The sequence below is a fragment of the Paenibacillus filicis genome, from assembly GCF_038070315.1.
Classification (GTDB): Bacteria; Bacillota; Bacilli; order Paenibacillales; family NBRC-103111; genus Paenibacillus_G; species Paenibacillus_G filicis.
On sequence record NZ_JBBPCC010000006.1, the window covers coordinates 74,348 to 95,991 of the forward strand.

The window sequence follows — 21,644 nt, forward strand, 5'->3', positions numbered from 1 at the left end:
CTCCAGTTACAAAGTAGCCCCTCCAAAAAAACCATCCGGATGAGGAGCAGATAAGGGAGTGCCCCGGACGAAATCAGGAATGGCCCTGTAGCTTTGCAGCTTGGGTCCAGACGTCCGTGAGTGCCTCCCGGAATGCTGTCGATACAAGGATGACGCAAGGCTTGTCTGACGCCTTTCTACGGCGTCTACCGCGTTGCCATCGCCCTGGAAAATTACCAATTAAACCATATGTAGATACTTTCAACAAACTCATATCAATATATAGTGCCTGCCCGGTGTTTGTCAATGAGAATCTTTATCGACAAATTAGGACAGTCCCCGTGACTTTTTCTCCCTTTGGAGCTGCTTTCGAGCTGCCGGATCACGCCAAAAAGCCGCCTGTCAGGCGGCTTGGCCGGTGCATAAAGGGCTGAAAAGCGTCCCCGTGCAACGCAAAAAAATAAGATTTTTGAATTAGTTCGAACTGCTCTTGCCAGACGTCTGCATCAGATCAACGCGGTAAACATGGCGGTCGACATTGTCCGTGTAGGTCAGCCTTCCACCCTCTACAGAGACGTAATCGGCGGGATCCGAAGTGGCGAACACACGTTTTCCATCAGCATCCCATACGATCAGGGCGTACCGGTCTCCACCTCCGTTGAAGGTGGCCCACAGATAACCGTTCTCCAGCTTGAGATTCTTTACTTCGGCACGGGGATTCAAGGAAAGGCTGCTGCCGGCGGTATACAGCTCCCCGCTTTCGCTGTCCACATAGTAGATGGTGTCATGTGAGATCACGAACGGGCGGTCCGGACTCACCTCACCTTTGGTAGGCAACAACTTCTCAGGACCTCCCTCTAGCGGGATCTGGTACAGCTTGCCGTTGCTGATGGCGTAGATGGAGTCTTCTTGCACGACAAAATCGCTAGCTGGCAAATCGCTGACCCGGGTCGTCTCCCCGGTGTCGATATTCACCTTATGGATACGGCTTATATCCGTATCGTTCTTCCAATGAAAGGCATTCAAATAGAGATTGCGCCCGACCATATACAAGCTTTGACTAGGCGTGCCACTTTGCCCACCGTTGTTGATCTTCCAATTCCAGCCGTATAAATAATCCGGATCCCCTGCGGGCCGGTATTCCTGTCCCTCTTCCTTGATCCGTAAATTGCCCGGACCTGGCGGCGTTCCATGACTGACATAAACATTCAGGCTTCCAAAATTCCCTCCGGCCGAATATCCCGACCGGATCTCCTCATGGGAGCCGTCCGGATTCAGCTTAATATAGTTGTCACTGCCCATTACAGCTCCGCCCTGGTGGTACCAAAGCAAGACGTCGCCGTCTACTCGACGCAGCCCGTGGGATACATACGTTGAGCCGTCTCCATAGTTCCAGACCGGAAGCTGGAAGATCTCTTTGGCCTGCTCCGGGTGCTGGGCGGAACTTTGCATAATCTTCCCATCCGGTCCACTGTAATAAATGCTCCCGGCTGACTCTACCACCGCACCGTCGCTGTAGCCGGGAAGGTCGATCTGCTGCACTTGGGGATTCGAGGATTGAAGGTTCAGCCCGCTGCGCTCGTCGAACTGGTAGCTCCAGCCGAACTCACCCACGGCGAATCTCCACGTCAGCGGAAAATACGTGACCTCCCGGAATTCCAGCAGCGGGTATTCTTCTGCAGACTGCACAATGTCCTTGCCACCCGCCTTAACGGCAAAGTCAGGAATCGTTGCCGTATAGGCAGCGGCATTCTTCTTGTCTCCGCGGTAGGCTTGATAGGCAACCGAAATGCCGGTCTTCGTAATCTCTAGACCCTTGTCCGTATCCCATCGGGTCGTTAAACCCAGAAACCGGCTGTCCGAGTACGTCATCGGCATGTAGGTAATGTCGTTGTAGACGAGAAGCGGGTACTGCCGGTATGTATTGTCCACTTGCACCCCGTTCACCGTTACTTTAAATGTGGGGATTGACACCTTGACTTCCTTCTCGCGGGCATGGGATGACGCTGGAAGCACCGAGCATACAAGTCCGGCTGCCAGAAAAACCGCGCCCAATCGTCTCAACATGGAATGTTCGCCTCCTGCATAAGTGATTTACTACATACAGATCACCTGAAATGTCCATATAATGGAATATTATAGCAGGAGTTTGGGAGCAGGAACAGATCCTGTCGTTGACACAGACTTGACTTGAGACGAACATGGGACCAGGAATAACGCGGCAACCACCACCTTTGAGCGAGGAGGTACACGAGCAACTACTGGGAGTGATCTGCGGCATCATGCGGATGACGAAGGATTCGGGCCCCACGGTACCAGGTCTCCAAGTAGAGATGGAGGCTCTTCGTGTCCACGCGCGCTGATCGACGGCCTCGTCGTCCACGGTGTGCTCTATCTAGGGCATATCAGCCGTGAACAGATCGCCAAGGTGATCTCCGCCCACCTGGACAGCATCATCATGGTAGGAAGGCAGCGGGAGCTGCCTGAAGAGCCGCTGTCTTAGAGCCTTAGACCTTTAGACCAAGCCTGCAACCCGCGTTTGTAAAGACAGCCCAAAGAGGGGAGCCCCAAGACTTGTGAAGTCCCGGGGCTCCCCTCTTTCTCTTATTGTCGGCTTACCGCTTACGCCTTCGGATGAATCATATCCTCCGGCTTGACAACCTCGTCGAAACGCTCTGCCGTCAAGTATCCGCTGCGCACGGCCGCTTCCTTAAGTGTCAGGCCTTCCTTATGGGCCGTCTTGGCGATGGAGGCCGCCTTCTCGTACCCGATATGCGGGTTGAGCGCCGTGACCAGCATCAGCGACTGCTCCAGATGCCGCGTGATGACCGCACGGTTCGGCTCGATCCCGACAGCGCAATGCTCGTTGAAAGAGTTTATCCCATCCGCCAGCAGCCGGACCGACTGCAGGAAGTTGTGGATAATAACCGGCTTGAATACGTTCAGCTCGAAGTTGCCCTGGCTCGCGGCGAAGCCGATCGCGGCATCATTGCCCATGACCTGGCAGGCCACCATCGTTATCGCCTCACTCTGCGTCGGATTGACCTTGCCCGGCATGATCGAGCTGCCCGGCTCGTTCTCGGGAATCGTCAACTCGCCGATCCCGCTCCGTGGGCCGCTTGCCAGCCAGCGAACATCGTTGGCGATCTTCATCAGATCGGCAGCCAGCGCTTTGAGCGCGCCGTGGGTGTACACGATCTGGTCATGGCTCGTCAGCCCATGGAACTTGTTCTCCGCGGAGACGAACGGAATGCCCGTCTCGCGGGCAATTTCCCCCGCCGTGTCATCGCCGAACTGCGGGTGGGCGTTCAGCCCGGTGCCGACAGCCGTGCCCCCGATCGCAAGCTCGTGCATCGTCTCCATGCTCTGGCGAATCATCCGCTCCGTCTTGTCCAGCATCGCCCACCAGCCGCTAATCTCCTGTCCCAGCGTAAGCGGAGTTGCGTCCTGGAGATGGGTTCTTCCGATCTTGACGATATCGGCGAACGCCTCTGATTTACTTTTCAGCGTCCCCTTCAGCGCGTCCAGGGCCGGCAGCAGCCGGTTGTGAAGAGCCAGTACCCCTGCGATATGCATCGCCGTAGGGAACGTGTCGTTGGAGCTCTGGGAACGGTTCACGTCATCATTCGGATGGATGCGCACGACGGACCCCTGCTCTTCGAGACGCTGATTCGCCAGCCGTGCGATGACCTCATTAGCATTCATATTCGACTGAGTACCGCTGCCGGTCTGCCAGACGACCAGAGGGAAGTGCTCGTCCCAGTCTCCGGCGACGACCTCGGAGGCTGCGGCAGCGATAGCATCCGCCTTGGCCTGCTCCAGCTTGCCGAGCTTCAGGTTCGCCAATGCGGCCGTTTTCTTCAGCAGGCCGAAAGCATGCACCACTTCGAGCGGCATCCGCTCCGTGCCGATGCGGAAATTTTCGCGGCTGCGCTGCGTTTGCGCTCCCCACAGCTTATCATTCGGGACGCGAATCTCTCCCATGGTATCCTTCTCAATCCGGTAATCCATACGTATAGCCTCCTCAATTGTGAATAGATTTGGTAAGCATGTTCCCCTCCTGCATAGGGCTCTATAGGGTTTGGGCAACCTAGAGGACTGACAGCGAAAGGAGGGATTTCCAGTGAAAGACAACCTGAAAGGATCGACGGAGCAGTTTGTAGACAAGCTGCACGATACCCAGGCCAAGGACGACAAAAATCGTGCGCATAACGGCGGAGGCCATCCGGAAAGCAAGCTTCCCGGCGAGCAGCACCGTAAAGGCAACTAACTTCATGCTACTTGTGTCCTGCAAATGCGGCCGGCCCCGCCTAAGATTCATCGGTGCCGGTCTTTTTCATGATGAAAGCTAACCGGCTTGAATCCCTTCGCGAAGCTCGTGCGATCCGGTGTACGATCAGATAGAAGTTCAAGCAAGTCTTCTATCTGATCCCATAAGGAGAGATTCCCATGCATATTCAATTAATCCGTCACGCCACTCTGCAGTTCCATTACGCAGGTCTCCGACTGCTCGTCGATCCGATGTTCAGCGAGGCCGGCTCCCTGCCACCCGTTCCCAATACGGATAACGCCGTGAACAACCCGCTCGTACCGCTGCCAGTGTCCGTGGGAGAGCTGCTGCATCCGGACGCTATTCTTCTGACGCATAATCACCCGGACCATTGGGACGCAGCCGCGACCCAGCGCCTGCCCCGCTCCATCCCGGTCTTCTGCCAGCCCGCCGACCTGAAGATGCTGCAGGAGCTAGGCTTTAAGGAAGTCACCGCCGTCGAATCCTCCTTGCGGTGGCAAGGCATAAGTCTGACGCGGACATCCGGCCAGCACGGGACGGGCGAGATCGGGATCGCGATGGGCCCCGTCTCCGGCTTCGTCCTGCAAGCGGACAACGAGCCATCCCTCTACCTTGCCGGAGACACCATCTGGTGTTCGGATGTGCAAGACGCGCTAAACGTCCATCAGCCTGATGTGATCGTTCTGTTTGGCGGCGGGGCGGAGTTCCGGGAGGGCGGTCCGATCACCATGACGGGCGAGGATGTGCTTCAGGTTGCCTCGTACGGCCCGAAGGCCGAGCTTGTCGTCGCCCACCTGGATACCTGGAACCACTGCTTCGTCACGCGCGCCGACATGCGCCGTATCGCCGGACAGGCCGATCCCGGGACAGCGCGCCGGATTCATATTCCGGCAGATGGGGACACCCTCGAATTCAAGCTGTCCTAAGCCCTTTCTATTTGATCCGGCCGAGCAGCATGTTCACCCGGTAATTGCCATGCTCCAGCAGCCGGTCGAGCATCGCGTTCAGCGCATCCGTGTCTTCGACGATCACCCGGAGCTGGTAGCATCCCTCGCCGCTGACCCGGTGAGCCTCGGAAACCGACTCTTCCTGTTGCAGGTACCGCAGGAAGGGCTGATGATCCCAGGATTTCAAGAAGACGGTCACGAGCGCCTGTACCGCCATTCCCTGCTTCGCCGGGTCCGACATGACCGTATACCCCTGAATCACGCCCGTATCCTCCAGCTTGCGGATGCGGGCTCCTACCGCTTGACCTGTCATATGTACCTGCTCGCCTATTTCTCTCCATTGCAGCCGGGCATTCTGCTTCAGCAAACGCAGGATGTCTTTGTCTGTTTGATCCAGCATGGAAGCTCCTCACTCTCATTCCTGTTCTTCCCTTTTAATGATAAGGAGAATGAAGAAGAGAAGCAACTGGACTCAAGCATGCCGGAGCCGGATCGCATAAATCCGTCTTAAGGTCAGTTGCCGCGCGGCTTCCGTTTGTGGTATACTCATCATTCTGTCAACTGTTTTACAGTTACTGGAACATGAACCGAATGGGAGGAATCACTGTTGGAAACCGCTTTGCACCAAGCCTATCAAGAAGAAATGGAGCGGCTCGACCGGACCATCCGCGAAATGGATGAACATCTGAGCCTGCTGGAAGCCGTACCGAGGTACACCGGTCATGATGTGTCGGAGCAGGTCCTGGAATCGATTCGCGAGAATAAGCGCCATAACCTTGCCCACGCGATGCCGGAGCCGTATTTCGGAAGACTGGATTTTCAGGAATCCGGCAAGCCCGAGCCGACGCCTCTTTACATCGGCAAGTTCGGCGTGGAGAAAGCGGACTCTCCCGATCTGCTCGTCATCGACTGGCGGGCGCCTGTGGCGAGCCTATTCTACTCCTTCACCGGCGGGCTCGATCCCGCGGCCTACGACTCACCGGACGGCAAGATCGAAGGGCTCGTATACCTGAAGCGCAACCTGGCGATCCGCAAGCGTATCCTCCAGCGGGTAGTCGATACGTTCGACCGCGAGGAGAATGCGATGGCCGTCACCGACGAGTTCCTGCTGTACCGGCTCGGTGAGAACAAGGATAACAAGCTGAGGGACATCGTCTCGACGATTCAGGCCGAGCAGGACGCGATCATCCGTGCCGGCAAGAACGATGCGCTTGTCATTCAGGGCGTAGCCGGGAGCGGAAAAACGACCGTCGCGCTGCACCGGCTTGCTTACCTTCTCTATCAATATCGCGAGCAGGTGAAGGCGGAGAGAATGATTATTTTCGCACCTAACCGGATGTTCCTCGATTATATCTCAGGGGTCCTGCCTGAGCTTGGCGTCGGTCATATTCAACAAACCACGTTTAGCGACTGGGCGCTAGACCTGCTGGACGGCGAAGTCTCGCTTACCGACCCGGCGGAAAAGCTGAACGAATGGTTCGCTGTCGGACCTGACCGGCCACAGGCTGATGATCATGCTCCCGGACGGCTGAAGGGCTCCTTACGCTACATGCAATGGATCTCGGACCGTCTGGACAGCTACGAGCGTCAGGCTGTGCCTAAAGAGGACTTCCTGCCCTGGGACGGCAAGAAGCTGCCAGCGGCCATAATCAAGCAGTGGTTCGACGTTGAGAATAAGCATGAGCCGCTGATGAAGCGGCGCGAACGCGTCATGGCCCGCATCAAGCGCTGGGCCGAGATGGAGCTCGAGAAGGTTTGGGAGGTCCATCTCCGCAAGGAGCATAAGAAAAAGCTGACCTCCCGGCTGCGAGACTACGGCAAGCGCTGGACGGCCTACACGCCGTTCACTTTCTATAGAGAGCTCTTCGAGACACCGGGAGCTGCTCCATCCGAAGAACCATCAGCCCCTGCCCAGGCCGCTGCGGATAGCGAGTCCCCCTTCCGGCTGCCGGAAGCCCTGCGTGAGACAACGCTGCGCCTTGCCAAGAAGAAAAAAGTCCAGCAGGAGGATTTGGCCGCTCTGCTCCTGATCCGCGAGCGTTTCGTCGGCATTCACAGCGACCACCGGTTCGACCATACCGTCATCGACGAGGCGCAGGACTTCTCGCCCTTCCAGGTCGCTCTGCTGAACCGTCATACGAAGAACGGCTCCTTCACCATTCTCGGCGACTTGTCCCAGGGCATCCATGCCTACCAGGGCGTACGCCGCTGGGAAGAGATGCTGGATATGTTCCCCGCGGATGCGCGCGGTTTCTTCACACTGAACCGCAGCTACCGGTCGACGATGGAAATTATCCACTTTGCGAACCGCGTGCTGGAGCGGTCACCCGAGCCGCCCCCTACGCTGGCAGTACCCGTGTTCCGCAGTGGCCGTGAAGTAGCCGTGACTCCTGTACCGGAGAAAGAATTGATCGACCGGCTGGCCGAGGAGATACGGGAGTTCCAGGCCGGCAATGACAATGGAACACTGGCTGTGCTGACACGCACGGAGTCGCGCAGCATCGAGCTGCATAAGCTGCTGCACCAAGCAGGCTGCGGGCAGGTGCACCGGATCGGCGCGGGCCAGCAGCATTATGAAGGAGGAGTGTCCGTTCTCCCCGTCTACATGTCCAAGGGGCTGGAGTTCGACGCCGTCATCATCGTAGACGCGAGCCGCAAGCATTACGAGCAGACCGCCTGGGATGCCAAGCTGCTGTATGTCGGCTGCACACGCGCCCTGCATGAGCTGAAGCTGTTCTACGATGGAGAGGCTTCTCTGCTGGTGGCCGACTGACCCATCACCAAGTACTGCGATCCGCAATCGGATCCGGCTTCACCGCGCAGCCGCAACGTTCCAAGCTTAACCCTTTCATGGGAGAGGAGAAACCTTACTCCTCCCCGGAAAGGTTTTTTTCATTTCACAATCGATAATGATTATCAATGATAATCATATTCTTATTCTAACGGAATACCAGGTGTACAGCAAGCTGTTCCCGCCTCTCCTTACTTGATAAAATTCGTGTGGTCGATGCGGGTATGCACCTGGATGTCGAACGGAATCGATGCGTAGATCTCACTCCAGCGCTCCTTTATTTTCTTCCATGCAACCGGGTCATGACGGTGAATCTCTTCCCCGATTCCAGTCAGATCCGTCTTGTGCTCCTGAGAGTATTGGAGAAACTGCCGGATCTCCCCGGCAATATTCTGGTTCAGAATGTTTTCCCACTCCGATATGATCTCAGGGGTAACCTCGATAGACTTGCAATGCAGGCTCGTCATATTCAGGTCCGCAAATACATTGATAAGCACCGACGCCTTCAGGCTGCTGTCGACTTGAGGACGGATCTTACTGACATTACTGATATTCTCCAAAGTCACACCTTCACCACCTTCACCGGAACTGCACGGCAGCTTTTCAAGTCCGCCTTTGAACTCGTTGATCAGCCGCATGAAGCCCTTGGTCTTCACAGAAGAAAGCAGTCCCACGAGACGGTCTCCCCGGAAAGCATATAACCCCTTGGTCTGGAGCAGCTTATCGCCCTTCACATGGGGGTCGCTTACGACCTGAACGGCCGGTATATGCAGGTCGCGGTAATGGTTGACCAGCTCCTTGTATACTTCGATCAAGCTTGTTTTATGCGTCAGAGCTGTGCTTTCACCTCCATCCGTCAATCCGCGCAGCACCTGGGAGGTTATGGAGGACAGCGGCGAGGAAATCTGCAGCGCCTCCATGGCCTTTCCCTCTGTCACATAAAGTAACGTCCCGTTGCGAAATTGCCGCAGTCTCCGGATGTCATCCATATACGGCGCGATCCCTTTCCTGGCTGCGTCCTTGCTCATCAGGACGACCGTGGTATGTCCCCAGAGCAACTCACGATCTGACTCCGTTCTCATCAACCGGGCCGCTTCAAATAAACTCTTTCCCTCCGAAGTAAGCAGAAAGGTAGGGTTCTGCATGCCTTTGGGCTGCTGCCCCTCGGGTGTCAGCTTGGCAATCTCTGCCGTCAGTCTGATATTCCCGTCTTCCCCCTCATCAATAGCAGCCGAGTGGACAATATGCAATTCATTCAGCTCGCGATTTCCCCGGCAGCCAGTTAGCGCCAAAGTGACGGCAAGTACAAGTATAAGCAGAGCATGCTTCCGGCAGCCCGCCCCGCTCATCGCTTGCTCCTGAACCGGTACGTCCTGAGCGGCTTGAATAAGCGCGGTAGCTTGTCATGGACCACAAGCGGTCTGCGTACCAGCACATCCGTCAGACCGGACAGATCGAACGGAGCCACAGGGCCCAGATAGGGAACGCCGAAGGACCGTAAGGATGCCAGATAGGTCAGCAGCAGGATGGCGGCCACCATGATGCCGACATAGCCGAGCAGGGCTGCAAATACAGTCATGCCGAATTGCAGCATCCGGATTACATAGTTAACGGCTGTCGGTGACAGAGTAAATGTGCAAATACCGGTTAACGCGGCCACGATGACCATGATCGGGGAGACGATCCCGGCCTGGACTGCCGCCTGGCCGAGAATCAGCGCTCCGACGATGCTGACGGCCTGCCCCACCTGCTTGGGCATGCGGACCCCTGCTTCGCGCATGATCTCGAAGGCAATCATCATCGCGAAGCTCTCCACGACCGCCGGGAAGGGAACCGGCTCCTTGGCCGCGGCGATGCTTTGCAGCAGAGGAGTCGGAACCAGCTCATGATGGTACGTAATGGTAGCCACATAGAAGGCTGGCAGGAACAGCCCGATCAGCCCGCTGAACAGCCGGAGCAGCCGGATCACGGAACCGATATAGAAGTTCCAGTTGTAATCCTCGCTCACCTGAAAGGCCTGCAGGAATACAAACGGCAGCAGGAGAACGAATGGGCAACCTTGCACCAGAACAGCTACCCTCCCATCCAGTAGTGCTCCCGCGACCCGGTCGGGTCTCTCCGTCGTTTCAATTAAAGGAAATAGCGTATATTTGTTATCCGTGATCCATTCCTCCAGATAATTGCTCGACAAGATCGAATCGAGAGGAATCTCCTCGATACGGCGGTGTACCTCTCGCACGATCTCCGTGTTCGTCAAGCCTCCCACAGAGAGGACGGCTATCTGGGTTTGGCTGAGCTTGCCGACGTTCCGGCATTCTACCTTTAACTCCGGCGATGGAAAATGAAACCGGATCAGTGCCAGATTATTTTGCATCGATTCGGTAAATCCGCTGCGGGGACCCTTCACCGTCACCTCACTGGACGGCTCCTCCACACTGCGCAATTGAACGCCCAGCGTCTCAATCGCCGTACCGGTCCCCGCCGGAGAGTTGATGATCACTGTGTACCCTTGTGCCAGACGATGAACCGCTTCCTCTACGGTAGGAACGGGTACCTGTTTGTACAAAGAAGTTCGGTTTTCTCCCTGACCATCCACAGACAGCTGCAAATTCTCCAGCTTCATCGGATCGACAAGCCCATCCAGGTAGCAAACCAGCACACCAGGCTGAACGCCTGAGGAAGGTTCCACGATGATCAAGTCTTCCGTATACTGCATTCTCTCCTCAAGCATCTGCCTATTGGCAGAGCCTTCGTTCGTCCATGTCCTTGTACTGGCATCCACCCGTGTTCACCCGTCTCTGTGTTTGGTCAGAATCGATTTACCTAATGCGGCCAGCAATAAAAGTGCCGGGAGGCAGAATTGAAAGATGATGAAATACCAGGACTGCTTATCGTAAAAGGAGGCCATCTCGATCAGCCCCCAAACCTTGTATTTGGAGCAGAGAATCATCGCAACCGCCAGAGGAGCTACGAACGCGCGAGGCTGCCGGATCGGAAGCAGCTCGGTGAAGCCTTGAAGCGCCGACCAGAAGTAAACAGTGATTTTAATAAAAGCGCTCATCACCCAGGCAGCGACCAATGCGGCATCGAAGCGCTCGATGTTGCGGAACAAATGAATATTTTGAATCAAACTGATGCTTGGATAGGTGAAGGTTGCTGTCGCTTCGCCGCCCAGCACCATCGTACACGTCACGACGGCGAGCAGCAGGATCAGAGCAATAACCCCTACAGTACCAACTATGTAATAGCCCGTCTGCTTTGTTTTGCGGACATGCTTGAGCAGCATGGAAACACACATCAGATCCCCGACCCACGAAATCGGGACAAGCACGCCCTTCAGCGGCTCCAACAGGCCATTCTCCAGCACAGGCAGCATGTATTCCGGCTGATATTGATACAGCAAAAGCAGATAAATGCCTAGAAAGGTAGCCACAGTAAGAATAAATACGATTTCAGATACCCGCGCGAATACCTCCAATCCGTGGTATACCGCATAACCGCACATCAAAGCGCCGGCCGCCAAGTACCAGGTGATTGGAATCGTAGGTTCAAGCGTAATGATAAAAAATTGCGCAAATTCACGAAGCACCCAGGAGCTGATATCTAATAAATACAGCACAAAAATAAAACCGAGCAGCCCGCCCACCCAGCGGCCGAGCACTTGTTTGCAGATCGAGATCAAGTTATGCTCCGGATAGAGCCGATTCAGCCATACAAATACCCCTATGTTCAATAAACCTGCAGCACCGCCTATCAGGACCAGGTACCACGCATCCCGTCCTGCATAATGGGCCAGTGGTGCAGGAGCGTAGAGGCTTGATGTTCCTACGGTAGCCAGAGCGACGAGAGCCAGCAACTGACGATTGGAAATCATGCTCTGCTGTGCCATGTCCATACTCCCCTTCCATATAGCGCTAGTATGCGCCTGCGGGGACGATTTATGCGAATGCATAGAGAAGCTTGTCCTGTGCCACCATATAAAGGAATTACTCAGCAATGAACGATAAACGGGCGCCATTCACTTGTTACAGGTTACGGGACATTGGAGGTCGAGATGAAGTATTATATATTCGCCTACCTATTGGTTGCGATATGGCTTGGGGTGGAGACCTCCCTGCTGCCTCATCATCCCGCCTATCGGCTGATCGGTTCCAAGCCATGGGCTTTCGTCGTCGTGGATATGATAACATTCCTGCCGGTACTGCTCATTCTTGTTATCGCGGACAAACTTGCACGTCCCTCTCAGGGGAAAAAAGAGTAGGCCTAGCGCGTGACTGCGGCCGGCACTATCTCACAGGGTACGATGCTGAGCGGGGGCATTTTAAGAGGAACGTAAAAAATCCGCTCTCTACGGTGAGAAAACGGACTATAATAATCATGGACAGTGGAGTTTTATTTTCTTGAAAACCGTCAAATGACCCCAAAATATGCATCCCAAAATAAAAGGGGTGCATATTTTTTACCTATGAAAATGTAACATATTTCCAATCGATTACGTTATTACAATAAATTGAAATCGAAGGGATGAACGATGTGAAAAAGTTCGTTATTGGTGTAATGGCAGGTGCAATACTGTCTCTCAGCGCCACAAGTCTAGCAACAAATCTCACAGATGTATCCTTATTTCCAGTAAAGTATGTTTTTAATGACATTGAAAAGCCGATTCCTACCGAATATTCCAGCATCAATTATAACGGTCATGCTTATGTACCGATACGATTTATTGCAGAAAACACTAACTTAAATATCGGATATGACGAGACCGGTAAAAGAGTGCTCATCAACTACGGAATTGACGGTCAAAATGCGGCTCCTATTCCTCCACAATATCAAGAAGAGAACTATGATCCCAATTTACCTTATAAAACCAACAACGCACTCCCTTATGGCAATATTAAAGTGACTAAAGAAGGTCTTAATTCTTTAGTATCCTTTCAGCTCCTTAATGATATTCCTGACAACGACATGGGAGGAGTGATGAGATTTTATGATTCTCAGGCAAATTTTCTGGGTCAATTGTTGATTAGCCAAACCTTCAGTGCAGGAATCAACACCTATAACGGCGAGATTGTCGCTGATCTATCAACATATAAATACGCCACGTTAAGCTTCGGTAAGGTGCAGGGAGCTATATATCGGCCTGCTGCCGTTTCTAAAGACGTAAGTGAAAAGAATGCTATCGGAGGTCTAACATTTCGTAACTACAGCGAGGAGCAAATTAAAAAACTAGGAGTCAAATTGGTTGATGTTTTTGAAATAATTGCATTCATGAGGCTTAATAGAGAAAACGCAGACGATTTAGTCAATTAAAAATTGGCTGTTATTCTGTTATCGGCCTTGGTGATACCAAAATGCTCAGTCCACGCTTTTCCCCATAATCCCACATTTTAACCCATGGATAGGTGTTGTTAGGTAAAATAAATGTTCTCTCTTCTAGCGGCTGAATTGAAGTCTGGTCCGCAGTACAACCGTGAACAAGCGTCCCCGGATGGATAGATACGACTCTTCCTGTATCATTGTAGTATACGAACTTCATCATTTACTTCCTTTCAGGTAAAATGTACTTTTTATTCGCTTATAATTTTCCTCGCTATATCCCCCACTGTTTTTTATGTCCAAGAAGGCTTGATAGATTAATGTTTTGTATGCTTTTTTCCTCGTATTATCCATGCAAACAACTCCCGTAAACTGCATGATTCATTGCAACTGTAACATATCCGTATAAATCAACCTTTGATTATTGAGAAACTCCATATCAGCATGAAAGTGTCCAAAAAACCATTTCTTATATTCTAATTTTTCTTCAATTTCAGCAAAGTATCTATGTGTCTGATCCAGGTCATAGTTAAGCCCCAGGCGCTCTCCTATCCGCTCCATCGTGCCACTAGAGCACGTATGTGTAATCACATAATCTACCATCCATCTGTGCCTATCCAGGTTGATCAAACCTTCCTCGTACTCAGCATAAGAAGGCATCTCACGACTCCACCAGGAGATCCCCTCACGTCGATGCTCCTTATCATGTGAATCAGCTCCACCGAATGTGAAGAACAGCTTCCCTTCAATCTCAAACACTTGGCCTCGCATAAGATGGATGATTGAATCATTGATCTTATGCACCTTTCCCCCATTCCATTCTTCTACAGGATATGCATCCAACAAGTCATGATTCTCGTGGTTTCCGTCGATGAATAGTGTTGTGAAGTTCTTTTCTTTGTTAAGCCATTTGCGCCAATATAAATCTTCCTTATCATTGTTCCAGACTAGGCCAAAGTCTCCCGCAATGATAACATAATCATTCTTTGTCATACTTTTCTGCTGAGGGAAGCTTCTGGTGTTCAATCTCTTACCGATACTTATGCTGCCATGCACGTCTCCAGTAATGTAGATCATGCAATCACTACTTTCCTAATTTTTTTATCGACAAACCAAACATTTACTTGTTCATGCTTGCTAGAACCTCCCTCATTAATGGTGTAATTGCAAAACAATCATCCAAATCATTATCTTCTAATACCCAATATAAAATTGTATTCTTATGTATAACAAAGTCTTGTGTAAGATAATATCTAATTTTACCCCATACAAAATCAGGCTCATTACCTTCTGATATAAAATCATCATAAGATGCGATAATCAAAGCCATAAGCCCAAATTTTTCATCTTCAGTGAATGAGTGGTTTTCATAAAATGTGATGAATTCTAGTACTCTCGATGAATCAGCACTCTCAATTTCCCAATCTTGTGAATAAGGACCCAGATCAGGTAAACTTAATTTCGTAATGAAGCTTTCTATAGTTGCTCTCGTGATATACATCGGACTTTTATCTTCCACAACTAACCCCCCACATCTATTTATTAAAAAAATACAAATAAAATATCCGTTTCGTTATTATCGTTTGTCAAATAGCAACATCTTGAAAACCCACTTCAACTACTTGACCTCTTAATAATTTTACTCCAAGACCATTTTCATCATCCCAACTACAATAAAATGTCAACCCAACATCTATATATTTAGATAGACTAGCAGATTTGATAATAATTCCATCTAAATTTATATGCTCAAGAAGTTGTTCTGCTGTATCAATCAAAGGATAATCTTCATTATGTCCAACATCATAACCAAGTTCATGTCGTCTTTGAATATAATAATCAAAAATAAACTGTAATATGTTGTATTGCAGCGTTTCCCAATTATCCATCAATGCAACGTATGCATCGTACTGCTCTTTATCAAATTTACCATCTTCTTCTCCGTCAATTATCAATTCTATCTCAGAAAGTTTACCGCAAAAATCAATCGTTGTATCTCTAGACCAACTCAAAAATAAACTAAGTTCGCCAAAAACAGCATCATTCACTTGGTACATTCTAACCATTCTCCTTTGGAGTGATAATCTTTATCAAATGGCTGTGGTGAATCTAAAATGCTCAATTCATTCAGATATATATTCTTTCAGGCATCGTTCAATAAACTCCTTGTAATTAGGTAATTCTTGAGTCAACCAAAGTTTTCCTGATTCTGATGGCTTATAGACGCCATCCGCGCAATCGGCAAAATAAGTTACCCAATTAATAATACCTTCTGAACTATCGTAGCCCAAAAAATAAACAGGTTCGATTGCTTTTTTTAATAGCGGCTCAATTAACTGGGGTCTGTAGTCTGCAATTGACGTAAGAAAGGAAAAATATCCTTCAGCTGCAGTTTCACAATTGTAACTAGGTAACCAAGCAAGAAATACTTCGATAATGTCACTATCAACTAATGATGTATCTCCGTCTTCAATCCGTCGTTGAATAAGTTCCATATCACTATGCCTTATCATGGATTATCCCCCTATGAAAGTTCAATTTCATTCAGTCTCCCTAAGAAGATCTCCGAACTTTTCAACTGCATCGTAACACCTTTGATTTCATCTTGAGTATACTCTCCAAGTAATTTAACTATCTCCCTACTGTTCACTGGAGGAGGGATGAAATCACCAAATTCTTGCTTTACCTCACGATATTCCTGGATAGCCTCTCTAATATTACTTAACGCTTCTTTTATTGTTTTTCCATCAGACATAGATCCGTCTAATTCTAGTACTCTAGCAACAAAATAAGTGCCATCCATCTCATCAGACCACTTTTTGAGAGTTATTAAATAATTGTTTGTCATATATACTCGGTTCATAAACCAAGATAGTATAACAATCTGTATTAACCTAAATTTAGCTCTTCTTTAATCTTCTTCATCTCAGATATAGCATGTTTAATCATATTTTTATTGATTTTTTCACCTGTGTATACATTGTTATCATCAATCACTTCAGACAGATATTCCTCCAATTCGGCATCAGGCATATCCAGCAATTCAATACCATGCCATTCTCCATCCCAAATCGCAGCAACACGCTGCCTGTCATCGTCATTTGATTCGTCAAAATAAAATACCCAATACTTATACTTCTTGTTGATTCTCATCTTCTCATCCCCTCAAGTGAAAGCGAGATTTTAACCACCTCATTGCAATTCTTTTCAGTGAAATAAAATGATTTACCTGCCATTGCCACTCCCTTGAAAGAATTGTTTTATTGCTTTCCAATTTGTGTTAAGGCATTTTCATTGTTAAATCAGTATGTTGCGAATGCTTGCTGAAGTCCGTATATTTATACATATTAGAATAATCTTTTTCGATAAAAATGCCGTAGAAACCGGTTATGACTGGAGCAACGGTTTTGCTATCTGTTTCATTAGTCCAATAAATAAAAACACCAGATAATGTAATTATTGGAATAATTACTGAAAAACCTATTTTTCCCATTCCAACCCCCATGTAGCATTAATCATCATGAAAGTATTATTTTATAAATCTACTTGAAATGCGTAAGTTCAGTAACTTTTCCAAACACAAGTTTTACATCATCTTCAGCTTCATCCTCCAAGTATTTCACAAACAAGTTTTCATATTCTTCTTTTGCTTCATCCTCAGTCTCATATATAAACAAGCTACTATCGCTAATACGCTGAACAGCTACAAACCAGATGCTGATCACCACGTCTTTCCAAATTAAATATTTGTTTTACAGTATTCATAAATGTTGATATTCATTTTATTTATCCTCAAATTTATGTGGCTCTTTAACAAAGCTTTTTAAAATATACCCACACTTTATACAAATTACATGAGTAACATCCGATCCTAATGTTAGGATTTTTTTCATAGGATATACTCTGGCTTCGCCGTGCGACTTGCCTTCCCCAAAGTTAGTTTCTCCACATTCAGGACAATATTCTTCGTTTCTCATCTCGAACCTCCTTTTATCCTTGCAAGCCCATTCACTATTCTTTTCAATTAATAAAGATCACCTAAAGTCCGGTGATAAATCTTTATCACATTTACCTTTTAGTCCATTTATTTTTGACTAAGTACTTCTCAGCTCCAAATTTAATGCATTTCTTATGTTCACGCATTGTTCTCACAATGTCCACTACTATCTTCAAGGTCAAAACTAAACATTTCACACACCAGCATGAGTACATTACATCAATCACAAGATTTAACAGTTCTCAATTCCATTTTAACTTCTGCCATCATACAAATTGTTTCTACTGATCAACTAATAAATTCACTCCTAACGAAAGCGAAATAATCAAATAACAATCCCCGTATTCCCAATTAAATATCTATTTTACTGCCTGAAACACAAGCCGCATCTATCCCACTTTCCACCGCAGATCTATTGGATCTCCAGCTCTAACTAAATGAAGTTGTCTGAACATGTCTTTTCAATCTTAGTTTGAACTTGGATCGTTTTAAATAGACACAACTCGCATGATGTAGTACAAAACCTTTTTGATTTTCTTGTAGCCAACTTTCATAGCCAGCATCATCGTTTTTAAATCTTGAAATCATGAATGATTGCTCCTTACGGCTGGGATCTTCATTCTATCTTTCATTTACTCTTAAGCCAATGAAAGACTCGTTCTATTCCATTTCGTCAATCAAAAACTTACCATACTGAGCTTTAACTAAGTACAACTCATCGAATCCTTCAGCGAATGAAGGCTTCTGCAACTTCTTTAATGTGCTCTTAATTGCTACTTCAGGTAATTTTTCTTTTCCTTGCCTCAAATCGTTCCGTGAATAAGACAACTCATAATCGGGTTCAAAGAAATAGCCTATCACCTTGAATTTATGTTCCTTAGCCATATCGATGTATTTTTTCTATCGGCAACTATCGGATTCGTATTGTCTACAACAAATGGCTGCATGGCCTTAAAGGAAGCCATTAAGAAGATATCTTCGCGGTTTCTTGTCCTCAACATATCTAGATTAATTCGTATATGCGAACTATAGAATTTCTCTTTAAAAAAGGTTGACTTTCCTGAAGCTTGAATCCCTATAAAGATTACGCATTCCACAGTTACTCATCCCTATTCAGATAGACGTATTGGTTTATATAATCTCGATTCTGGCTGAAGATCGGTGTTTCCAAATCGACATCCCACTTACTCCGAATTGCTTCACCTTTTTTGTAGTATTGCTTGGTAATGCACACGCCGCGCTTTTGCCAACTAGGCAAGTCATTCCAATTAATTCCCTTCTCTAAAAATAACTTATCTTGAAGTTGCTTACCACCTAATCCTTGGAGTTGATTATGCGGAAAATTGGCTTGAGCAACCATTGAAATACTGTTCTTAGTAGCATCTTGCTGTCTCCACAGAAAATAATTGGTAACTTCATCGTGAGGAAGCACCCAGACTCTGCTATCGAAAGTTGCTAAAGGCTTATCTGGATAGGATTGCTTAATAACTTCATTAAACTTTGCAGTGGCCATTGATGCTGAAACAGAAACCATTTTTTGAAGATTGTTATCAAACCATGACTGGGTTGCTAATCTATCATAATTGGTAAGGAGTAATGAAATCTCATCGCTCTGATGATACACAAGCTTGCAGCCCATAATATTCTGAGCTAAGTACTTGCATGTTTCCCACATAGCACTAGTTAACGTTTCATCAAATGGCTTCTTCATTCCATGTGTAAATGTGTGGAAATGACATCCATCGATCCTTGATAACAGGTAGCCTTTGCGGAAGAGATTGTCTGAATGTGTTTTCATATCCCTTCATTCTGTTGCCGAAATCATCATTTTTCACACTTAGTTATCTCCTTTTTGGCATGAAAGAATTGATTTATCTGATCATACAAAATCGTTTAAATTAGTACAAAATCCATTTGATTAATTGTTCTAATTCATGTAAATATTGTATAATACTTTTAATAATTAAGAATTTAGCGAAGGAGTTTCTCATGGGAAAAGCGATTGATTTATACGAATGTCCAAGTTGCAAAACTAAAAACGATGAGAAACAAAAGTACTGTATGAGCTGTGGGACATGGTTACTCAGTACTGCTTTTCCTGCTAAGAAAGTAGATACCACTATCAAATCGGAGAGATTATTTGTATGTGCCTTCTGTGATACAGCTAATGCGGACAATCGTAATGTGTGCAAAAAGTGCCATCAACCTCTCTTTAGTGCCAATTACGAAACAAAAGAGATTGTAATCAAAAAGAAAAGCTGGCTGAAAGTATTATATTGGATCTGTGGTATTCCCTTCGGACTGTTAATCACATTTTCGTTGCTCGCAGAAAACAAACTCAATTCTGTCACAGCAGCTCTACTTGTTTTTGGATTAATTGGTTTGGCACTTAATGTAGTTGCTTGGCTAATTATTGTTCTGTCAGGTGCATACTCCAAGAATAAGAAACAGTTGAGACAATTATTTATTACCTCCATAACGATATTTATTATTGGCGTAGTTTTAAGTGTCAAAACATACTCAAATGGTATAAACGAGGCCTCTTTGACTCCCCGGCAGAATTTAACAAGTGAAGTGACACCAAATTCTGAAACAGTTACTACTACGAAATCACAAAGTACAAATCCAAAAATTAATAAGGCCATGTTTGATTCTCTTGAAGCCGGAATTTCCTATGAAAAGGTTATTGAATTAGTTGGATCAGAAGGAGAAGTAAATACTGAATCAGGTTTTAAAGGAAATAAAAATCATCTCCTGATTGTAACATACAGCGGAAAATCGTCAGGAACATATGCCATATTGACCTTTTCAGGGAACAAACTTACAGACAAAACTCAATCTGGACTCAAGTAACTGAAATCACTCATAGCATTGGAGTACAGTCCTGTGCTTTTTATTTCATATGGTGTTCGCCGTCGGATTATTTGTCGGCAAAACGCAGAAATTCGCCATCTGATATGGCGGATGCCATCCCAACTCTTTACCGGCAATAGCCTAATTCCTTCTGTAAGTTGACGGAGGATTAGGCTATTTTTCATAACTCTGTAATGGGCAGAGCAGCTTCAAATACCTTGTAATTCGATGTACTATGTATTAAAATTAAGGTGCCATTAAGGGGGTGAGCGTCGTGGATAAAGAAATGATGAAAGGCAGTATTGATATTTTATTGTTAGCAGAACTAAACAGAGGTGATTCTTATGGATATGAGATCGTTAAACACTTAAAACAACGAAGTAACAACTTTTACGATATGAGCGAAGGAACATTATACCCAGCCTTAAGACGCCTTGAGAATAAGGGATATGTGGAATCGTATTGGGGAGAATCACATGATGGGGGAAGAAGGAAATATTACCGTATCACGGAAAACGGCAAAACTGAACTTTCCAGGAAACTTAAACAATGGAATGAACTCAATATTATGATATTAAACGTTACGGAGGGAGCGGTATGAGCTATATCCAGCGTTACTTACAACAACTATCTTTACATCTTGACTGTAATCCGAATATAAAACAAGAACTTATCGAGGAATTTCAAGATCATTTGATGTTATTAAAAAAAGAGTATATGGAGAAGGGAATTTCAGAAGATATTGCAGAGAAATGTGCAGTTTTTGACTTCGGAGAATATAAATCACTACAACAAAATTTAAACAAAACGCTAAATCCCTTCAAAAAATTCATAAAAGTAACGCAATGGTTATTATGGGGTTTCTACATATGGTTCGTTCTAATGGCTTGTTTTATTGGTAAATTCGATAACTTATCTCACTTGAATAATGCCGAAAGAGGGGTTACTTTAAGGTTTAATTGGGGAATTCACGCAAATCATAATCTGATTCCACTCAAAGGCATAGACCAAGAAATTATATCATCTCTTTATTTGGTCGCCCAAAGAAATGCCTTTGACATCACCTTCTTCACTACTGTTTTAGGTCTCGTTTCATTATTTATTCCTTTAGGTTTGTTTCTTCCGATATTGTTTAAGATCAATACTTTGAAGAAAATTATGATTTATTCCGCTATAACTGGGATATCTATAGAATTGGTGCAGTTCATAACCAATACTGGAACTTTAAATATTAACGATATTTTATTTTATGTAATCGGATCAATATTTGGATGGTTTATATACTCCTCCATAAGAAAAGTAAACGTACAACGATTTAGAAAAGTCAAGGCCTGATTATACGCGGCTATGTTGATTGATTATTCTATGTTTTTTATACCATACAACACGTAGACGCATGGAATGATGGCCGTACAGTTATTTAAATAAAGAAAATGCTCCCGAGCCTTTGCGAGGACCCTCGGGAGCACA

Annotated in this window: 24 protein-coding genes and 1 pseudogene; 8 read left to right on the forward strand and 17 right to left on the reverse strand. The window is 47.2% G+C overall.

Translation table 11 applies throughout. The features are described 5' to 3' along the window. Nucleotides 1–453: 453 nt before the first annotated feature. A complete protein-coding gene (locus tag WMW72_RS11210; protein ID WP_341415554.1) occupies nucleotides 454–2,046 on the reverse strand; it encodes a DUF5050 domain-containing protein in 1,593 nt (530 codons plus the stop codon). A 555-nt stretch (nucleotides 2,047–2,601) separates the two neighbouring features. Next, nucleotides 2,602–3,990, reverse strand: a complete 1,389-nt coding sequence (gene fumC / locus WMW72_RS11215) for a class II fumarate hydratase (protein ID WP_341415555.1) — start codon at nucleotides 3,988–3,990, stop codon at nucleotides 2,602–2,604. A 112-nt stretch (nucleotides 3,991–4,102) separates the two neighbouring features. Here fumC and WMW72_RS11220 point away from each other — a divergent pair, with 112 nt between their 5' ends. Together WMW72_RS11220 and WMW72_RS11225 are read left to right on the forward strand one after the other, a co-directional pair. Beyond that, a complete protein-coding gene (locus WMW72_RS11220; RefSeq protein WP_341415556.1) occupies nucleotides 4,103–4,249 on the forward strand; it encodes a DUF4023 domain-containing protein in 147 nt (48 codons plus the stop codon). A gap of 179 nt (nucleotides 4,250–4,428) precedes the next feature. After that, nucleotides 4,429–5,196 carry an MBL fold metallo-hydrolase gene (locus WMW72_RS11225; protein WP_341415557.1) on the forward strand — a complete coding sequence of 256 codons (768 nt, stop codon included), beginning with the start codon at nucleotides 4,429–4,431 and terminating at the stop codon, nucleotides 5,194–5,196. Nucleotides 5,197–5,203: 7 nt separating this feature from the next. Here the strand turns inward: WMW72_RS11225 and WMW72_RS11230 are convergent, their stop codons facing one another. Next, on the reverse strand, nucleotides 5,204–5,617 hold the full coding sequence (locus WMW72_RS11230; RefSeq protein ID WP_341415558.1) for an Lrp/AsnC family transcriptional regulator: 414 nt from the start codon (nucleotides 5,615–5,617) through the stop codon (nucleotides 5,204–5,206). A 207-nt stretch (nucleotides 5,618–5,824) separates the two neighbouring features. Between WMW72_RS11230 and WMW72_RS11235 the strand changes: the two genes are divergently transcribed. Further along, the gene (locus WMW72_RS11235; protein WP_341415559.1) at nucleotides 5,825–7,990 is read left to right on the forward strand and encodes a HelD family protein; all 2,166 of its coding nucleotides are present in this window, start codon (nucleotides 5,825–5,827) and stop codon (nucleotides 7,988–7,990) included. A gap of 209 nt (nucleotides 7,991–8,199) precedes the next feature. Here WMW72_RS11235 and WMW72_RS11240 read toward each other — a convergent pair whose 3' ends face one another. From WMW72_RS11240 to WMW72_RS11250, 3 genes are read right to left on the reverse strand one after another with little or no spacing between them, the layout of a single operon-like run. After that, a complete protein-coding gene (locus tag WMW72_RS11240; protein ID WP_341415560.1) occupies nucleotides 8,200–9,357 on the reverse strand; it encodes a Ger(x)C family spore germination protein in 1,158 nt (385 codons plus the stop codon). Next, nucleotides 9,354–10,739, reverse strand: a complete 1,386-nt coding sequence (locus WMW72_RS11245) for a spore germination protein (protein ID WP_341415773.1) — start codon at nucleotides 10,737–10,739, stop codon at nucleotides 9,354–9,356. The genes WMW72_RS11240 and WMW72_RS11245 overlap by 4 nt, the downstream gene beginning before the upstream one ends. Before the next feature lie 57 nt (nucleotides 10,740–10,796). Then, on the reverse strand, nucleotides 10,797–11,897 hold the full coding sequence (locus WMW72_RS11250) for a GerAB/ArcD/ProY family transporter (protein ID WP_341415561.1): 1,101 nt from the start codon (nucleotides 11,895–11,897) through the stop codon (nucleotides 10,797–10,799). 165 nt (nucleotides 11,898–12,062) lie between these two features. On the opposite strand from WMW72_RS11250, the gene WMW72_RS11255 reads away from it, so the two are divergent. Then, nucleotides 12,063–12,269, forward strand: coding sequence for a hypothetical protein (locus WMW72_RS11255; protein WP_341415562.1), 207 nt, complete (start codon nucleotides 12,063–12,065; stop codon nucleotides 12,267–12,269). A 263-nt stretch (nucleotides 12,270–12,532) separates the two neighbouring features. Continuing rightward, a complete protein-coding gene (locus WMW72_RS11260) occupies nucleotides 12,533–13,318 on the forward strand; it encodes a hypothetical protein (protein WP_341415563.1) in 786 nt (261 codons plus the stop codon). A gap of 387 nt (nucleotides 13,319–13,705) precedes the next feature. Here the strand turns inward: WMW72_RS11260 and WMW72_RS11265 are convergent, their stop codons facing one another. From WMW72_RS11265 to WMW72_RS11315, 11 genes and pseudogenes are all read right to left on the reverse strand, one after another. Next, complete coding sequence (locus tag WMW72_RS11265) at nucleotides 13,706–14,401, reverse strand: metallophosphoesterase family protein (protein WP_341415564.1); 696 nt, start codon at nucleotides 14,399–14,401, stop codon at nucleotides 13,706–13,708. Between the two features lie 43 nt (nucleotides 14,402–14,444). After that, nucleotides 14,445–14,843 carry a hypothetical protein gene (locus tag WMW72_RS11270; protein ID WP_341415565.1) on the reverse strand — a complete coding sequence of 133 codons (399 nt, stop codon included), beginning with the start codon at nucleotides 14,841–14,843 and terminating at the stop codon, nucleotides 14,445–14,447. A gap of 67 nt (nucleotides 14,844–14,910) precedes the next feature. Then, a complete protein-coding gene (locus WMW72_RS11275) occupies nucleotides 14,911–15,381 on the reverse strand; it encodes a DUF6985 domain-containing protein (RefSeq protein WP_341415566.1) in 471 nt (156 codons plus the stop codon). A gap of 66 nt (nucleotides 15,382–15,447) precedes the next feature. Then, entirely contained in the window at nucleotides 15,448–15,837 is a 390-nt protein-coding gene (locus WMW72_RS11280; RefSeq protein WP_341415567.1) for a hypothetical protein, read from the reverse strand. Nucleotides 15,838–15,848: 11 nt separating this feature from the next. Next, on the reverse strand, nucleotides 15,849–16,172 hold the full coding sequence (locus WMW72_RS11285; protein WP_341415568.1) for a type II toxin-antitoxin system HicB family antitoxin: 324 nt from the start codon (nucleotides 16,170–16,172) through the stop codon (nucleotides 15,849–15,851). Nucleotides 16,173–16,213: 41 nt separating this feature from the next. Continuing rightward, the gene (locus WMW72_RS11290; RefSeq protein WP_341415569.1) at nucleotides 16,214–16,477 is read right to left on the reverse strand and encodes a hypothetical protein; all 264 of its coding nucleotides are present in this window, start codon (nucleotides 16,475–16,477) and stop codon (nucleotides 16,214–16,216) included. A 127-nt stretch (nucleotides 16,478–16,604) separates the two neighbouring features. After that, nucleotides 16,605–16,817: a hypothetical protein gene (locus WMW72_RS11295; RefSeq protein WP_341415570.1), complete on the reverse strand. Its 213-nt coding sequence runs from the start codon at nucleotides 16,815–16,817 to the stop codon at nucleotides 16,605–16,607. 49 nt (nucleotides 16,818–16,866) lie between these two features. Next, complete coding sequence (locus WMW72_RS11300; RefSeq protein ID WP_341415571.1) at nucleotides 16,867–17,049, reverse strand: hypothetical protein; 183 nt, start codon at nucleotides 17,047–17,049, stop codon at nucleotides 16,867–16,869. A gap of 57 nt (nucleotides 17,050–17,106) precedes the next feature. Then, nucleotides 17,107–17,301: a transcription initiation factor TFIIIB gene (locus WMW72_RS11305; protein WP_341415572.1), complete on the reverse strand. Its 195-nt coding sequence runs from the start codon at nucleotides 17,299–17,301 to the stop codon at nucleotides 17,107–17,109. A 680-nt stretch (nucleotides 17,302–17,981) separates the two neighbouring features. Continuing rightward, nucleotides 17,982–18,206, reverse strand: coding sequence for a hypothetical protein (locus WMW72_RS11310; protein ID WP_341415573.1), 225 nt, complete (start codon nucleotides 18,204–18,206; stop codon nucleotides 17,982–17,984). 214 nt (nucleotides 18,207–18,420) lie between these two features. Next, nucleotides 18,421–19,156: pseudogene (locus tag WMW72_RS11315) on the reverse strand (tRNA(His) guanylyltransferase Thg1 family protein). Nucleotides 19,157–19,310: 154 nt separating this feature from the next. Between WMW72_RS11315 and WMW72_RS11320 the strand changes: the two are divergent. The 3 genes from WMW72_RS11320 (at nucleotide 19,311) to WMW72_RS11330 (ending at nucleotide 21,509) form a co-directional block, all read left to right on the forward strand. Beyond that, the gene (locus WMW72_RS11320; RefSeq protein WP_341415574.1) at nucleotides 19,311–20,174 is read left to right on the forward strand and encodes a DUF3862 domain-containing protein; all 864 of its coding nucleotides are present in this window, start codon (nucleotides 19,311–19,313) and stop codon (nucleotides 20,172–20,174) included. Between the two features lie 274 nt (nucleotides 20,175–20,448). Next, nucleotides 20,449–20,775: a PadR family transcriptional regulator gene (locus tag WMW72_RS11325; protein ID WP_341415575.1), complete on the forward strand. Its 327-nt coding sequence runs from the start codon at nucleotides 20,449–20,451 to the stop codon at nucleotides 20,773–20,775. Continuing rightward, nucleotides 20,772–21,509 (forward strand): VanZ family protein, encoded by a 738-nt coding sequence (locus WMW72_RS11330; protein WP_341415577.1) that lies wholly within the window; start codon nucleotides 20,772–20,774, stop codon nucleotides 21,507–21,509. The genes WMW72_RS11325 and WMW72_RS11330 overlap by 4 nt, the downstream gene beginning before the upstream one ends. Nucleotides 21,510–21,644 lie beyond the last annotated feature (135 nt).